At 37.6% G+C, this 16836-nt stretch carries 18 protein-coding genes, 1 riboswitch and 1 other annotated feature; of the genes, 3 read left to right on the forward strand and 15 right to left on the reverse strand.

Features of this window, described 5'->3' with window-relative positions; all coding sequences use genetic code 11:
- Nucleotides 1-38: 38 nt before the first annotated feature.
- Both BCR24_RS12405 and BCR24_RS12410 read left to right on the forward strand, forming a co-directional pair.
- Nucleotides 39-425, forward strand: a complete 387-nt coding sequence (locus BCR24_RS12405; protein WP_069640835.1) for a hypothetical protein — start codon at nt 39-41, stop codon at nt 423-425.
- 79 nt (nt 426-504) lie between these two features.
- On the forward strand, nt 505-828 hold the full coding sequence (locus BCR24_RS12410) for an inorganic pyrophosphatase (protein ID WP_069640836.1): 324 nt from the start codon (nt 505-507) through the stop codon (nt 826-828).
- A gap of 54 nt (nt 829-882) precedes the next feature.
- Here the strand turns inward: BCR24_RS12410 and purB are convergent, their stop codons facing one another.
- The 9 genes from purB to BCR24_RS12455 form a co-directional block, all read right to left on the reverse strand.
- A complete protein-coding gene (gene purB, locus BCR24_RS12415; protein WP_069640837.1) occupies nt 883-2178 on the reverse strand; it encodes an adenylosuccinate lyase in 1296 nt (431 codons plus the stop codon).
- A gap of 18 nt (nt 2179-2196) precedes the next feature.
- Nucleotides 2197-3327 (reverse strand): 5-(carboxyamino)imidazole ribonucleotide synthase, encoded by a 1131-nt coding sequence (gene purK, locus BCR24_RS12420; RefSeq protein ID WP_069640838.1) that lies wholly within the window; start codon nt 3325-3327, stop codon nt 2197-2199.
- Entirely contained in the window at nt 3311-3799 is a 489-nt protein-coding gene (gene purE / locus BCR24_RS12425; RefSeq protein WP_069640839.1) for a 5-(carboxyamino)imidazole ribonucleotide mutase, read from the reverse strand. The genes purK and purE overlap by 17 nt, the downstream gene beginning before the upstream one ends.
- A 167-nt stretch (nt 3800-3966) precedes the next feature.
- Entirely contained in the window at nt 3967-5280 is a 1314-nt protein-coding gene (locus BCR24_RS12430) for a nucleobase:cation symporter-2 family protein (protein WP_069640840.1), read from the reverse strand.
- Nucleotides 5281-5282: 2 nt separating this feature from the next.
- Entirely contained in the window at nt 5283-5864 is a 582-nt protein-coding gene (locus BCR24_RS12435; protein WP_069640841.1) for a xanthine phosphoribosyltransferase, read from the reverse strand.
- Nucleotides 5865-5947: 83 nt separating this feature from the next.
- Nucleotides 5948-6045, reverse strand: a riboswitch (purine riboswitch).
- A gap of 124 nt (nt 6046-6169) precedes the next feature.
- Complete coding sequence (locus BCR24_RS12440; protein WP_069640842.1) at nt 6170-6853, reverse strand: beta/alpha barrel domain-containing protein; 684 nt, start codon at nt 6851-6853, stop codon at nt 6170-6172.
- Between the two features lie 27 nt (nt 6854-6880).
- A complete protein-coding gene (locus BCR24_RS12445) occupies nt 6881-7504 on the reverse strand; it encodes a glycoside hydrolase family 73 protein (RefSeq protein ID WP_069640843.1) in 624 nt (207 codons plus the stop codon).
- Between the two features lie 93 nt (nt 7505-7597).
- Nucleotides 7598-7804: a hypothetical protein gene (locus BCR24_RS12450; RefSeq protein WP_069640844.1), complete on the reverse strand. Its 207-nt coding sequence runs from the start codon at nt 7802-7804 to the stop codon at nt 7598-7600.
- Between the two features lie 20 nt (nt 7805-7824).
- Nucleotides 7825-8346 (reverse strand): hypothetical protein, encoded by a 522-nt coding sequence (locus BCR24_RS12455; protein WP_069640845.1) that lies wholly within the window; start codon nt 8344-8346, stop codon nt 7825-7827.
- 276 nt (nt 8347-8622) lie between these two features.
- Here BCR24_RS12455 and BCR24_RS12460 point away from each other — a divergent pair, with 276 nt between their 5' ends.
- A complete protein-coding gene (locus tag BCR24_RS12460) occupies nt 8623-9576 on the forward strand; it encodes a Gfo/Idh/MocA family protein (protein WP_069640846.1) in 954 nt (317 codons plus the stop codon).
- 82 nt (nt 9577-9658) lie between these two features.
- On the opposite strand, the gene argS is transcribed toward BCR24_RS12460, so the two are convergent.
- From argS to pbp4, 6 genes are all read right to left on the reverse strand, one after another.
- Entirely contained in the window at nt 9659-11350 is a 1692-nt protein-coding gene (gene argS / locus BCR24_RS12465; protein ID WP_069640847.1) for an arginine--tRNA ligase, read from the reverse strand.
- A 193-nt stretch (nt 11351-11543) separates the two neighbouring features.
- Nucleotides 11544-11749 (reverse strand) — a binding site (T-box leader).
- A gap of 61 nt (nt 11750-11810) precedes the next feature.
- Entirely contained in the window at nt 11811-12851 is a 1041-nt protein-coding gene (tsaD, locus tag BCR24_RS12470) for a tRNA (adenosine(37)-N6)-threonylcarbamoyltransferase complex transferase subunit TsaD (RefSeq protein ID WP_069640848.1), read from the reverse strand.
- Nucleotides 12848-13318 (reverse strand): ribosomal protein S18-alanine N-acetyltransferase, encoded by a 471-nt coding sequence (rimI, locus tag BCR24_RS12475; RefSeq protein ID WP_069640849.1) that lies wholly within the window; start codon nt 13316-13318, stop codon nt 12848-12850. The genes tsaD and rimI (BCR24_RS12475) overlap by 4 nt, the downstream gene beginning before the upstream one ends.
- Before the next feature lie 3 nt (nt 13319-13321).
- Entirely contained in the window at nt 13322-13870 is a 549-nt protein-coding gene (rimI, locus tag BCR24_RS12480) for a ribosomal protein S18-alanine N-acetyltransferase (RefSeq protein ID WP_069640850.1), read from the reverse strand.
- Complete coding sequence (tsaB, locus tag BCR24_RS12485) at nt 13854-14573, reverse strand: tRNA (adenosine(37)-N6)-threonylcarbamoyltransferase complex dimerization subunit type 1 TsaB (protein WP_069640851.1); 720 nt, start codon at nt 14571-14573, stop codon at nt 13854-13856. Before tsaB ends, rimI (BCR24_RS12480) begins: the two co-directional genes overlap by 17 nt.
- 130 nt (nt 14574-14703) lie before the next feature.
- Complete coding sequence (pbp4, locus tag BCR24_RS12490; protein WP_069640852.1) at nt 14704-16740, reverse strand: penicillin-binding protein PBP4(5); 2037 nt, start codon at nt 16738-16740, stop codon at nt 14704-14706.
- Nucleotides 16741-16836: the final 96 nt, after the last annotated feature.

A 16836-nucleotide genomic window follows, 5' to 3' on the forward strand; every position in this document is an offset into this window, starting at 1 on the left:
AATTTTTCCAGTAACGATTTTTGGGAGGGAATACAAGGATGACTAGCGATTATGACAATTTGGCGCAGGAATTTTTGGCAGGACTGGTACCGGAAGAAAGAACAAAATTATATAACGATTTACTAGCATTAGAAGAAGTCCACAAATTAAATCAGTATAGTTCTTATTACACATTTAAAAATTTGAAACGAGCGCTACATCGACATTCAGAAAGACGGAAACGAACTTTCCGCTATCTGAATAAGTTTAATAACGAATTAGTGATCCACCAAATACATGAGCAACATTTTTTCAAAAACAATTACTGTATCCATGTCTATTTCAACTCACAAGAATGTAATTATCTTTTTATTGATCACTTACTTTCTATGTTGAAAGCTCCAGTAAAAGCACCAATGCGAAATTTTCAAGAACTTACAGTTTGATAATACTAGAAGTTATCTAGAGCAATGGCTAAAACGCTTAACGTTTTAGTCATTTTTCAACTAAAAAAAGGAAAACACTATGGAGAAATTAAAAGTTAACGTAACAATTGACCGACCAATCGGCTACAAAGATTCATTCGGGACGATCTATCCAATCAACTATGGCTATATTGCTGGTGTGATCGGCGGAGAGGAGGAGGAACAAGATGCCTATATTCTGAACGCAACGTCCGATCCATTGAGTCATTTTATCGGTGTGATAACAGCCGTGATTCATAGAAATGACAATAATGAAACAAAATGGGTCGTAATTCCTGAAAAATCATCAATCACTGAAAAAGAAATACTTGAGCAAACTCATTTTATAGAACAATATTTTGACAGCTACATAGAGATGCTTTGAGCAAAAAAATAGCAGCAGGATCACACTAATGTGACTCCGCTGCTATTTTTCAGTTTACGATAGACCAACGCGATCAAAAATAATATCAACATTCTTTAAATGATAATTATAGTCAAATGCGTCGTCTAATTCTTCTTTTGATAAAATTGACGTGATCTTTTCATCGGCTTCTAAAAGTGGTCGAAATGCTGTTTGATGATCCCAAGCATACGCCGTTTTCGGCTGAACTAGGTCATATGCCGCTTCTCTTGTCATGCCATGATCGATTAACTTCAACAAAACACGTTGGCTGTAAATCAAGCCATAGGTCGCTTCCATATTTCGTTTCATATTATCTGGAAATACGGTTAAATGTTTAACAATGTTCGAAAAACGGTTCAACATATAATCCAATAAGATCGTTGTATCAGGGATAATGATTCGCTCTGCAGAAGAATGAGAGATATCACGTTCATGCCACAACGTCACATTTTCATAGGCTGTCATCATATGCCCGCGAATTACACGAGCAAGACCAGTCATATTTTCTGAACCAATCGGGTTGCGCTTATGAGGCATCGCTGACGAGCCTTTTTGCCCTTTAGCAAAGAATTCTTCCACTTCGCGAGTTTCTGATTTTTGCAGTCCACGAATTTCAGTCGCAAATTTCTCAATACTTGTCGCCACTAAAGCCATAGCAGATAGATATTCTGCATGGAGGTCTCGTGGTAACACCTGGGTAGAAATTTCTTGCGCCCGAATCCCTAGATGTTCACAAACATACTCTTCTACAAACGGCGAGATGTTTGCAAATGTTCCTACTGCACCACTAATTTTCCCAGCTTCTACACCTTTGGCGGCATGTTCAAAACGTTCTACATTTCGTTTCATTTCAGAATACCATAAAGCTAATTTCAACCCAAAAGTTGTTGGCTCAGCATGAACACCATGAGTTCTTCCCATCATTACAGTATGTTTATGCTCTCTCGCTTTTTCACCTATAATTGCAGTAAACTTGTTTAAATCTTCTCGCAATATATCATTCGCTTGTTTTAATAAATAACCATAAGCAGTATCCACTACATCAGTGCTAGTTAGACCATAATGGACCCATTTGCGTTCTTCACCTAACGTTTCTGACACTGCACGAGTAAAGGCCACTACATCGTGTCTCGTTTCTGCTTCTATTTCTACTATGCGCGCTACATCAAAAGAGGCATTGTCACGGATTTTTTGAACATCCTCTTTCGGAATATCCCCTAATTCAGCCCAGGCTTCATCTGCTAATATTTCTACTTCTAGCCAAGCATTGTAGCGATTCTCATCTGTCCAAATAGCACCCATTTCAGGTCGTGTATAACGATCGATCATTCGATTTTTTGCTCCTTTTTAATCCCAAATATTGGTTTGATATACCTCTTCTAGTGTTTCAAAAATATCCTCGGTCAAAATAGTGATATGTCCCATTTTTCGCCCTTTTTTCGCCTCTGCTTTGCCGTAATAATGAAAATGCCAATCCGGCTTTTCAGAAATCACATCCATCGTTTCATAAATCTCATTGCCTAAAATATTGACCATCACTGCCTCAGACAATAGCTCAACTTCTGGTAACGGCCAACCGCAAATCCCACGAATATGGGCATCAAATTGACTCATAGAACAAGCTTCAATCGAGTAATGTCCCGAATTATGTGGTCTTGGTGCTAACTCATTTACATATATACCGCCGTTACTTGTCAGAAACATTTCGACAGCCAATGTACCAGCTAAATCGATCGACTCTGCAATCACACGTGCAATTCGTTGAGCTTCCTCAATAACTTCTTCATCGACTCTTGCCGGAGCAATCGTTTCATGTAGAATATTATTCCGATGAATATTTTCAACAACAGGAAATACAGTATACTCTCCAAGGCCATTTCCGCTAACTAAAACTGAAATTTCCTTTTCAAAAGGAATCCAAGCTTCTAATACACAAGTCCCTTCTCTAAGAATATTCATCGAAGGGGCCAAGTCAGAAGTGCTATATAAAACAAACTGCCCTTTACCATCATACCCACCACGAGTTGTTTTCAACACACAAGGATAGCCAATACCATCAATGGCATCTTGGATATCTGTCGGACTTACAATTGTAGCAAATGGTGCAATAACGATGTTGTTTGATTCTAAAAAAGATTTTTCTAGTAAGCGATCTTGTGTAATAGCCAAAAGATCCGTCCCTTGAGGAATGCTTACTAGATCCTGAACATGAACTAATGCTCCTACATCAACATTTTCAAATTCATACGTTAAGACTTGGGAACGATTAGCCAGCTCTTCTAAAGCCTCGATGTCATCATAATCAGCTAATAAATGCCAATCAGCGACTTGAGCAGCAGGACAGTCGACAGTTGGATCTAAGACGCCCACACGAAAACCCATTTCTCGTGCACTTAAAGCCATCATTCTACCTAATTGTCCGCCACCGATAATACCGATCATTTGTCCCGGTAGTAAAGGTTTATTCAAGTTCATCACTACTTTCCATCACAGTTTCTTCAAGAAATTGACGTTTTGCATCTAATTTCCCTGCTAACTCTACATCATACATGGAAAGCATCTGAACTGCAAGTAGTCCGCTATTAAGTGCCCCAGCTTTTCCTATCGCAGTCGTTGCAACAGGTACTCCACCTGGCATTTGAACGATCGACAGTAATGAATCTAATCCATTCAATGTTTTAGATTGAATTGGAACACCAATTACTGGTAAAGTTGTTTTAGCTGCAATCATTCCAGGCAAATGTGCCGCACCGCCAGCACCTGCAATGACCACTTTAACACCTCGTCCACGTGCCTGTTCAGCAAATTTAAACATATAATCTGGTGTACGGTGTGCCGATATTACTTTCTTTTCATAAGGAATACCAAACTCTTCTAAACAATCACAGGCATATTTCATTGTTGGCCAATCAGAAGTACTTCCCATAACAACTGAAACTATGACAGACATACTATTCCCCTCTCTTATTCTATTCTTCTTTATTTTAGCAATGGAATAAGAGCGTGTCAAAATAAAATCGAATATTAAATTTATTTTTAATATAAACGTTCGGAATAGAGCGACAAAAAAGAAAAACCGAAACAAACTCCGGTTTTTCTCTACACTCATTACTCGACTCACGTTTCACTTTTTAGACCGTTGAACAATAAATTTAAAATAATTGCTGTCAAACTACTCATCACGATCCCATTTCCAGTAAACATTCTTACCGTTTCTGGCATATGTTGGAATAATGTCGGTATCATATTAAAGCCTAGTCCAAAACCAATTGAAATCGCAATGATCAATAAATTTTTGTCGTTATTATAATCTACCTTCGATAACATCCGCATCCCCTGAACGGCTACCATACCGAACATCACTAACATTCCGCCACCCAATACTGGTTCTGGGATGATTTGAGCAACTGCGCCAACCTTAGGCAGCAACCCTAAAGCGATCAGAAAAAATGCCGAATAGTAGATGGGGCGTCGTGTTTTGATTCCTGAAAGCTGTACTAATCCAACATTCTGAGAAAATCCGGTATAAGGGAACGTGTTAAAGATACCGCCTAAAATAACAGCTAAACCTTCTGCACGATAGCCTTTTTTCAATTCTTCTTCCCCAATTCGCTTGCCGGTGATATCACCTAAAGCAAAATAGACACCTGTTGATTCCACCATGCTAACAATCGAAATAATGATCATCAAGATGATTGAAGAAATATCAAAAGTCGGTGTACCAAAATAAAAAGGTTGAGGGAAATGAAACCATGTTGCTTCTCCAACTGGTGCTAAATCAACTTGACCTAAAATTGCCGCAAGGACAGTCCCAGCAACTAAACCAACTAAAACCGCAATTGATTTGATGAAGCCTTTACCCCAAACCTGAATCACAATGATCAAAGCAATTGTTACAAAAGCTAAAAGTAAGCTCGTACTATCTCCAAAAGCAGGATCAGTAGCTAATCCTCCCCCCATCTTTTCAACAGCAACAGGTATCAGCGTTAAACCGATAACAGTAATCACAGTTCCAGTTACTAAAGGCGGAAACAATTTTTTGATTTTTGAAAATATACCTGATACTAAGACCACAAAAATACCAGAAGCAATGATCGAGCCGTAAATCGCTCCAATTCCTTTATCGCTACCGATCATGATCAATGGCGCTACTGCTTGTATAGCACAACCAAGCACTACTGGTAAGCCGATACCGAAGAATTTATTTACAGTCAGCTGCAGCAATGTTGCAATACCACACATAAAAATATCGATTGAAATCAAATAGGTCATTTGTTCGGAATTAAAATTTAAACCTGTTCCAATCAATAACGGTACTGCTACTGCTCCAGCATACATGGCTAATAAATGCTGCAATCCTAAAACAGCTGCTTTTCCATTTCCAGTTTCACTTTGCTGGATTTGTCCTTTTTGATTCCCTTTACTTTCCAAGTTTATGCATCCCCTTCAAGAAATTCAACTGCACCATTATTCAATGAGGCAATACGTGCTAACGACACAACACGTAAGTCCATTTTTTCTAATAAATCTCGTCCATCTTGGAAAGATTTCTCAATGACAATCCCGATCCCATCAACTGTTGCACCAGCTTGTTGGCACAATTCGACTAAGCCCTTCGCCGCTTGACCGTTCGCTAAAAAGTCATCAATGATCAACACATTATCTTCGCTTGATAAAAATTTTCTTGAAATAGAAATTTGGCTAGTTACTTGTTTAGTAAACGAATAAACAGAAGAAGTCAATAATTCTTCATCCATTGTTAAGCTTTTTGCTTTGCGGGCAAAAATCATTGGCACTTCTAATTTTTTAGCTGCAAAAAGCGCAGGTGCAATCCCCGATGCTTCGATCGTCACAACTTTTGTAATACCCGATTTTGCAAATACCTCTGCAAAGCGATAGCCGATTGCTTCCATTAGATTAGGATCGACTTGATGGGTAACAAAACTATCTACCTTTAAGACACCTTCTCCTAAAACTCGACCATCTTCTTTGATTCGTTGTACTAATTCTTCCACTTTTTCCGACTCCTTCATCAATTTTTATAGGGTTGATGCTTATAAAAAAACAAAAAGACCTTTTCTGCATAAGCAAAAAAGGTCAAAGACTCTTTTTCACTTATAGACCAACGTTTACGGTGTTGGGTAGAAACGGTCAACCATATTATGACCATATATAAGCTTCTTGTATTAGTATACAATAGTACAAAACTCTGAAAATTTCAATGAAAAAAATGAATTCCGTTGAAATTCTCAGAGTATCTGTCGAATCCTTATTTGTAATCAGTTTCATTTCCTACATTTTTATCACAATACGAACAATCTTAATGATCATTCTTTTTTTCCAAACTGCGATATTTGTCCATTTTATGACTGAAAAGCTCACCATTACTAGGCGGCGTATATGTAATTGCATTCGCTCCGGCAGCAATTGTTTCAGTGATTGATTCATCTGTTGGCCCGCCTGTTGCAATAATTGGTAATTCAGGATATTTATCTCGGAAAAACTTAACTGTTTTAGCAGTGTCTTTACCAGCACTAATATTGATCATCGTAACACCCGCTGTTATTTTTTCATCGATAGGCGTATGAATCGAAGTGACTGTACTGACCACTGGAATATCTACGACCTCACAAACCATCTCTACGGTCTCAATAGGTGTGGGGCCGTTTAACACGACGCCAATCGATCCTTGTGCTTCTGCAAACAAGCTCATATATGCAGAGCGTTGTCCTTGTGTCAGTCCACCACCTACACCTGAAAAAACAGGGATGTCTGCGGCTTCAATAATACTTTTAGTAATCGCTGGATGCGGTGTAAAAGGATACACAGCGATTACTGCGTTTGCATCTGTGTTTCGAATAATAGCAATATCAGTCGTAAAAATAATTGATTTGATTTTTTTCCCAAAAATCCGAATACCACTGGCCTTTTTGATTACTTTCGGTACTTGTACAATATCTTGTTTCAAAGGTGTAACAATTTCTGGTACCCACTTTTCATCCATTCCCACCACTCCTTTTTACTTCATTGATCAATGATCATATTGATTGAGATCATAACTCTCGATCACGTGAATCACCTTATCTGCATACGTAGGATCTGTTGCATAGCCGGCCTCTTGTAATGCGCGTGCAGCCTGTTTATAGTTTTTCGCTAAAAGGACATTTTCATACAGTCGGGGATTCCATGTCACACCATTAACAAATAAACGCGTGTGATCGTCCATTGATTCTTCCCAGGTATTGTAAACTCTAAAATCTCCCTGAATCACAATCCATTCTTCATTGATGTATTCTCTAGTCTCAAGATTGATTTTTTTTTGGTCTCCATACGCTTTGATCCCAAATAAGTTGTTATACTTTGAAGCAAGAGTACTCTGTCCCCAATTTGATTCTAAAATGCCTTGACCTATAATAATACTGGGTAAAACACCATAAGACGCTTGCAATTCTTTCGCATGAGGGCTTATTCGATCGATAAACTGTTCTTTTGATACTTCTTCTTTTTGCTGAGCAGTTTCTTCTATTGTTTTTGAGCTGTCTGATAATACATTGATTGAAAAAACAAACGCTATACCAACGATCAGTAATCCTGCAAAAAGCATTGGTAAATTAGTTTTTCTTATTTTTTTCTTCTTATACCTTTGACTATTCATACATTCCCTACTTTGTTTTGTATTCGTTTCCGTATTAATCCTTCTTAGTTTAGGATAATGGCTGACTGATTATATCAGTTTTTTTTCATACAATCAATCAATAGCTGTTGTAGTCATAGTTGTCGATGTTTTCATTTGTATTTCAGACGTAGATATACTGGTTGAAACGGTTGTACTTGTTTCTTCGGTGCTCTCATTTGTATTATTATTTTTATCTTTTGAGGCTGGATGACCAAATAAGACAAAAATTACAGCACCTAGTACTATGATAACCGATAAAATACCTAAAATTTGTTTCAAAAAAAAACTCCCTTACTTCCTTATTCACCAACGTAAGTACCCATCAAATTTTCATTTACCCAATCAAGCAATTCTACTTTTGAGCCTTCTAATTGTCCTTGTAAGGTAGCTGGCAATCGGAAAGTGACAATATCATCAAATCCCCATTCACCGTAAGACAGCGTGACTTTTAAATCAATAAATGCTTGTTCTTTTTCTTCATGGTTTGCTTTTGATGGAATCAACTCAGCAATACCAGCTCCTGATTGCAGCCATTTTTTAGCGATTAGTGTTTTTAAACGTTTGTATTCTGAAACAGCAATATTTCTTTTTTCTGGGAACAGAACGGTTTGACGTAATATTTTTTGTGTCAACATCCATTCATAATCAGAAAATAAGTTTTTTACTTTTTGCATTTGCTCACTCGTTAAATTGACTCTACCTTTTTTCCAGTTATCCCAATTTTCTTTTGAGGTTTGGAGATAGTCTGTATAAAATTTTTCTTCTGTTTCAAATTGCTCAATAATTGCATCAATAAGAATATCTATATACATTTGGTGCATGACTTTCGCCTCCTTTCCTTATTTTACTGAAAATATCCGAAAAATGCATCTCTTTGGATCACTTATTTCTATTTTTTTAAGAAACATTCAATTTTTCCCGATAAATAATCAAACATCTTCAGACTTCTAATCAAAATATCCCTTCATTTCCAACTTCTCATGTATAATAAAATTACTGAGTTTCCCAACCTGATACGTTTGTTCAGCATCAACCAAAAATTACTTTACTCAGTAGCTGGATTAAACCATCCGCTTCTAAAATTAGGAGGAATCATTATGAAACAATACAACTGGGGCATCATTGGACTTGGAGATATCGCAGCCAGCTTTGCGAATAGTTTCCACCAAGAGAACAGCCGTATCGCTGCGGTTGCATCTAGAACCTTAACAAAAGCGCAAACATTTGCTAAGGAACATGCTATTTCTACAGCCTATGGATCATTTGAAGAATTATTAGCTGACGACTTGATCGATATTATCTATATTGCTGTACCTAATCGACAACATATTTCACATATTTTAAAAGCATTGGAAGCTGGTAAACACGTTCTTTGCGAGAAAGCCATCACGATGAACAGTGAAGAATTGACCGTAGCAATAAGATTGGCTGAAGAAAAAGGGTTGATACTGGCCGAGGCGATGACGATTTTCAATATGCCTTTATATCACGAATTGAAAAGGCTGATTGATGCGAATCGTTTTGGTAAATTAAAAATGATTCAAGCACCTTTTGGTAGCTATAAAGAGCCTGACCCTAACAATCGCTTCTTTAATCCAGATTTAGCTGGCGGTGCTCTTTTGGATATTGGAACATATGCAGTATCTTTTGTTCGTTGGTTCTTTACTGCTCAGCCTAAGGTCATAGCTTCAGTTATGCAGCCATTTTCAACTGGTGTAGATGAGCAATCAGCAACGATTCTACAAAATGACGTACAGGAAATGGCAACTGTTTCCTTAAGTTTTCAAGCAAAAATGCCTAAGCAAGGGATTGTAGCTTTTGAAGAAGCGTATATTGTGATCAACGAATACCCACGCGCAGATGAAGCAAAAGTCTATTTTAATGATGGAACGGTGGAAACAATCATTTCAGGTGATACTAACGAAGCATTGAATTATGAAATTACAAACATGATCAAAATGATCGAAGGAACATTACCGAATCAATCACTTTTTTTAACAAAAGACGTCATCGATCTATTAGATCAAATGCAACAAACTTGGATAAATTAATATAATCGCCTCTAATTGTTGTATTCATTTACGACAATTAGAGGCGATTATTCTTAAATCAATCTTTAATCAATAGATCAGATTACATTTCATTTGGCGCATGTAAACCAAGCAATCTTAAATCTTCCTTGATAATTGTTGCCATGGCATAAACTAAAGCTAAACGTGATTCTTTTTGTTCATCGTCAGCTAAAATTTTAACATGAGCATAGTATTTGTTAAAGGCTTGTGCAACTTGGATCGCATGTTTTGCAATCACTGATGGTTCATATTTATCAGCTGCTTGGATAACAACTTCTGGGAATTTTTGCAATAACTTGATCACTTCCCAGCTCTCTTTATCATCTAATGCATATTCTTTTGTCTCATCAATCGTAAAATCAGCTTTCCTTAATATACTCATTGCACGTGCATGAGTATATTGCACATAGGGGCCTGTTTCCCCTTCAAAACGAACAACTTCCTCTAAGGCGAAGTCAAAATTATTCAAGCGATCATTTTTCAAATCATGGAAAATAACTGAACCGATCCCCACTTGTCTAGCCACTTCTTCGCGATTTGGCAAATCAGGATTTTTTTCCATAATTTGCTGATTTGCTAGTTCAACTGCTTCGTTTAATACCTCTTCTAATAAAACAATTTTCCCTTTACGAGTTGATAATTTTTTACCACCTTGAGTAATCAACCCAAATGGAATATGATGCATATCTTTAGACCAATCAAATCCAAGTTCGTTTAAAACAGCTTTCAATTGTTTGAAGTGATTACTTTGCTCATTCCCTACAACGTAGACTGCTTTTGCAAAATCATATGTCCGTTTGCGATAAACAGCCGCAGCTAAATCCCGTGTAATATAAAGCGTGGCCCCATCTGATTTTTTGATCAATGCTGGATTCAAATCATAAGCAGATAAATCAACGATTTCTGCTCCTTGATTTTCTTGTAGTAAATGTTTTTCTTCTAACATTGTAACGATTTCAGTCATTTTATCATTGTAGAAGGCTTCTCCATTATAAGAATCAAACGAAACTTCCAGCATTGCATATATTTTGTCAAACTCTTTCAACGATTCTGTACGGAACCATTGCCATAGTTCTGTTGCTTGTGCATCGCCTTCTTCTAGTCGTTTAAACCAAGCACGAGCTTGTTCATCTAGTTCAGGTTGTGTTTCAGCTTCTTCATGAAAGTGCACATATAGACGTAATAATTCAGTGATAGGTGCCGTTCTAACAGCCTCTTCAGAACCCCATTTTTTGTAAGCCACGATCAACTTACCAAATTGAGTGCCCCAATCGCCTAAGTGATTGATGCGAATCGGGGTGTAGCCGATTTTTTCAAGAATAAAAGCAATCGAATTCCCAATAACAGTCGAGCGCAGATGTCCCATCGAAATTGGTTTAGCGATATTAGGTGACGACATATCAATCGGGACGTTTCCCTTTTCACCGATCGAACTATCTCCGTAATGTCCTTTTTCTTTTGCAATTTGGCCGATGACTGTTTGACTGACCATTTTTTTATTCATGAAAAAGTTCAAATAAGGTCCAACTACTTCAATTTTTTCAAAGTCTGTTCCACCAATTTTCTCTGCTAGATCAGCCGCAATTTGTTGCGGTGCTTTGCGGTATACTTTAGCTAATGAAAAGGCTGGAAAAGCAACGTCTCCATGATCGGCAGATTTAGGATTTTCCAATAATTCTGTAACTGTTTCTAATGATAGGTCTTCTTTTACCACTTCAAAAATGGCTTTTGCTACGATTTCTTTGTTGTTCATAAATATCCTCCTGATGGTTGATTATATTGTTTAAAAGGTAACTTCTCTCACTTTATTTTTCAACTATTCTTCATCCTCCACTCTAGCTATGCCAATCGTACTCCTTCGATTTTTAGAGCTTTAGCTCTTTAAATTGATGAGATCACACAAAGTGGAGTGATGAACAAAAAAAAAGTCTCTAGTGTTAAAAAACACCAGAGACGAGATTTTCCCGCGGTACCACTCTAATTGTTCATTCTTTGCAAAAGATGAACCCTCTTAATCTAGTAACGGTAGATAACCGTCTGCCTATGCAGATTCTCCAAAGTGCGTTTCCTTCATTTGATTATCTTCGGCTTTCACCCTCCCGAAATCGCTTGGTTAATTCTAATGAAGTACTCTCTTTTTCAATGAATCAATATGAAACTGGATTTATTATAGCAAATATTTATCGCTATGCCTAGTGTTTGGTTGTTGATTTTTACTCTTTAATAGTCATAAAGGTCAAACTAGGATCAGCATTTAATTGATAATCGGCAAAATGACCCTTTTCTGCTTCAACAAAAGCCGCAGCTCCGACCATCGCCGCATTGTCACCACATAATCTAAGCGGTGGCACAATAAAGGTTACTCCTGGTAGTTTTTTTGTAACTTCTGCTCTTAGCCGATCACGTAAGCCTTGATTCGCTGCGACACCACCGGCCATCACTAGCTGCTTAATTGGATACTCTTGGCAAGCACGAATTGTTTTGGCTACTAAAACGTCAATGACACTCTCCTGAAAACTTGCCGCTAAGTCTTGAATCACTAATTCCTCATCTCGTTGCTGCGCATTATGAACTGTATTGATGAAGGAACTTTTCAACCCGCTAAAACTAAAATCATAATTATCTTCCTTAATCATTGCTCGTGGAAATTGATAAGTATCTTGACCTTGATGCGCTAAGTTATCGATTTCTTTCCCACTCGGATAGCTTAATCCTAAAACTCTACCCACTTTATCATACGCTTCACCAGCTGCATCATCTCGTGTTTCGCCGACGATTTCAAATGAGCCTGTTTCTTTCATGTAAACCAGTTCTGTATGACCGCCACTCACTAATAGTGCCATTAAGGGAAATTGCAACGGTTCTACAAATTGGGCTGCATAAATATGGCCAGCCATATGATTCACTGGAATCAACGGTAAATCGTGTGCCCAAGCAAATGCTTTAGCAGCCGAAATCCCAATCAATAACGCCCCAACCAAGCCTGGGCCATAAGTAACACCAACTCCACTCAATTCACTGGGTTTGACATCCGCTGTTGTCAAAGCGTCTTCAATACATAATGTAATCTCTTCCACATGATGACGACTAGCCACCTCTGGCACCACACCGCCAAAACGCTGATGACTTTTGACTTGAGAAGCTACGACATTCGACAATATCAGGGAACCATCTTCAATAATGGCAACACTCGTCTCATCACAACTACTTTCAATAGCGAGTATTAATTTTCTTTCCTTATTAAAAAAAGTCATTGACTCATTTTCACTTCCTTAACAGTTAAACACATGACCACTCCGTCTTCTTTAGGATGACTATAATAATTTTTTCGACGGTTGATGGGTTTGAATCCTTTTTTTTCATATAATTTTTGTGCGTTTGAATTAGACACACGTACTTCTAAAAAAGCCTGAGAAACGTTTTGTTCAACAAAGCGTTGGATCAGTTGATCGATTAATCGACTACCATACCCTTGGTGTTGAAAATCTTTGTTGATCACAACATGAGTGATCTCCACTTCATCTAAAACCAAGTGATAACTGACAAAACCAAGCCATTGTTCTTGGTCGATCAGCACAAGATAATCACTCGTTTTTTGAGTTAAGTCAAGGCTAAATTGTTCTAGGGACCACGGCGAACCATCGCTGTATGACTGATTGCTTAAAGTCCAAAGTTTTTCCGCCGCCTGATTTACTGGTAATTGTTCTTTTGAATAATACATCTTTCACTCTTCTTTTAAGTGTAACATCATTTCTAATGCATCTTCTTTATTTTCCGAATAATAGGCTGGTTTGATCGTATTCGAAACAAAACCCAGTTTCCGATATACACGTTGAGCATTTTTATTGCTGATCCTTACTTCTAAAGAAATTGTTTGACAATCGTTGACTCTTGCAAATTCCTGGACCTCTCTGATCAAAAAACTACCAATTCCATTTCCTTGATATTGAGTCAAAACAGCGACATTTGTAATGTGCGCATCTTTACCAAATATCCGACATCCAACAAAACCAATCGTTTGCTCATCCTTTTGAATAAGTAAATATAAGTGCGGCTCTGCTGCTTGAAGTTCCATCAAAAATGCTGTTTTTGTCCAAGGTAATTCCCCAGCATAGACTTCTCTTTCAATCGAAAGAAGATCTTTGATATCATCAAGTACAATTGCACGTATAAAATATTCTTGCTTTGAAATTTCGACCGTTCTGGCATCATAGGGTCGATTTTTAAAGAATTTTCCTAGAATACTATGAAAAAGATTAAATTTTTTCAACATAATTTTCTACCTCTGATGTATGTTCTTTTAGCCAATTTTCTTCTGCTTCCACACGTTTTAAATAATTAGGCAAAAAGTGGTGAATTTCTGGTTCTGGCTCCGCTTCTCCACCAATTTCCGCAAGAGTCACACCACTGGGAATTTGCCACTGAGTAATTGGATTGATCTGTGCATGGGGTAATACTGATTCGATTTGAACACGGAATTTTTCAACATCTTCTCCAACGAAATAAACTTGTTCAAATTCTTTTAATTCTTTTAACCACACGTCTATTGCAATATGGCGATCTGCTTTGATCATCTTCAGCTTGCCATCAACATATTCATAAGCCCCAGTATAAACATTATTTCTTCGGGCATCAAATACTGGAATAATGGGGCCTTCAATCCGCACACAATTGGCAGCTAAGGTCTTTAAACTTGAAACACCAACTAATTCTTTCTTTAGTGTATACGCAAGTGTTTTCGCTGTCGTTACACCGATTCGTAAGCCTGTATAAGAACCTGGTCCTTGAGCCACAACAATTCGATCAATGTCAGTAGGTGTCAACCCAATATCTTTTACTAATCGTGTGATCGTAGGCATCAAGGTTAAGCTATGGTTTTGTTTTACGGTGATTATATATTGTCCTAATAGTTTCTTCTCTTCACAAACTGCAACTGCCAACGTTTGATTCGAGGTATCGATTGCTAAAATCCGCACAAAAAAGTCCCTTTCTTTCATCATCTAGTTGGTCTATTGTAGCATATTTTTATTCTTTCGTAAAAACACGAAGAATTAAAAGCAAAAAGAGGCAAAATCGCTTGTTGCGCTTTACCTCTCGCTTGATTGATTAGTTGCTATTCGCTTCTAAATAATCAATCAACGGTTTGCTGATATTGGTTGCCGTATCATTTTTTCGAGAATCTTCTACCATGATCATCGCAGAGAATTTATTATTACTACGATCCATCGCTAAAAGAAAGCTATTTTCTTTCCCAACTGTATCTTGCTTCTCTTTGATTTCGGCAGTTCCAGTTTTGGCTGCTAAGGAGAAATCTGGATTATACATATTATGAACGTATCCCGTTTCATCTTCTACGCTACCTAACAAATCAGTCACAATTGTATTCGCTGCATTTGCACTGATCACATTTTCTTTCACTTTTGTTTCTTTATTCAGTTCAATTTTCGGATAAACAAGTTTCCCTTCATTTTGGAAAACAGTATACATAGCAGCCTGTTGAATCGGTGTCACTAACAGTTGTCCTTGACCATATCCTGTATCTGCCAATAAAATTTCCGAATTAAATTTATCTTCATTTGAGATTTGTGCTGGATTCATCGGGATCGACAAATCTAGTTTTTCGCCAAAGATAAATTTGTCCAGACCTGTTCTGAATGTTTCTTCACCCATCCGTAAGGTTTGTTCTGCAAAATAAATATTATCAGAATTGACTAATGCTGTTCTTAAATTTACTGGGCTAGCTTCTTTAACTCGGGTCACGAAGTAATCCCCCCAAGAGGCATCTTTTTGCCATTTCAAGCCATTGATTGCAATTTCTTCTTCTGGTTTTAAGGTGCCGGCATCTAAGCCAATTCCGCCGGTGATTGTCTTAAAGGTCGATCCAGGCGCATATCCTGTCGCAAATCGGGCAGTAAATGGTAAGTTTTCATTGGTTGCATACGCATCATAATCCGTTTGAGAAATGCCATTCGCCATCTTATTTGGATCAAAGGATGGTGAACTAGCTGCTGCTAATAAATCGCCTTGTTGAGGGGCCATGATCACAGCACTTCCTGGACGATTATTGAAAATGTTATAGCCTTGAGATTGTACATTCTTATCAATCGTCAACTGGATTTTTTCGCCATCCTTTTTATCCACTTGCTGAAGGACACTTTTTGGTGTACCGTCTTCCTGAGTAATCGTGATACTACCGCCGTCTTGTCCTCTTAATTGTTTATCATAAGCCTGCTCTAAACCAACTTTCCCAACAACGCCATTACTACTTAAAGTTGGGTCTTTCTCAATGTCCTCTGCTGTGATTGTGCCAACATAGCCAACCAATTGCGCAGCTGCTTCCTTCAATGGATAATAACGAACAGTCGCATCCTGAGAGGCAGCTCCTTTAGGCAAAGTCGTAACTGGTTCAAAAGAGACTGTTAACGGTACGAAAGAATCCGCTTGGACCCATGATTGCTTGAGTTTTTGTTCGATTTCATCTACAGAAATCTTGAACTGATCACTAAATGCTTTGATATTATTCGTTTTTTCTTGTCCGTCTCCTAGTTTCCCAGGTACAATGCCCACTTGATCAAAAGCTTGGTTGACAGCTAAGCCTTCTCCATTGCGATCGATGATTTCTCCTCGGTTTGCTGCATCTACCCCAATCGAAATTTTGTCTTGTCCTGTCATTTCAGGGAAAATCAGATTAGGCGCCCAGTTGATTTTATATGTGTCAGTATCCTTTTGGATCGTTGTTTTATAGGATAAATCTGTCAGATTGCCAAGTGGCGTAGTCATCTCTAAATTGTAAGTAAATGTGTATTTTCCTTCTTTTTCTTGGGTGACTTTGATGTTTTTGCTCTTGATTCCTTGCGCTTGAATACCAGAAAAAATCGTTTGGTATTTTTCTACAACTTTGGCATCATCATAACCACTTTCTTTTACAGAAGTTTCATTTAGTAATTCAGGTAATTGCTCAAATTCTTGTTTTGAAAGATAGTTTAAAAAAGACTTCGCCGATTTTTCTGCTTTATTCAACTCTTGATTTTTCTGCCACGAACTATAAGCAAAATAACCTCCCGCCAAAACTATTACAGCTGCGGCAGCGCTAATCACTATGATAACTGGTTTATTTCCTTTTTTTTTGGTTACTCTTTCCATTTTCCAATCCCCCAAATCTTGTTTCTTTCTATCTATTCATTATACCTTATTCATCTAAACCTATGATAGAAAAAAGAAGTATTTATCAAAATTATA

It is taken from the genome of Enterococcus ureilyticus (assembly GCF_001730315.1).
Classification (GTDB): domain Bacteria; phylum Bacillota; class Bacilli; order Lactobacillales; family Enterococcaceae; genus Enterococcus_L; species Enterococcus_L ureilyticus.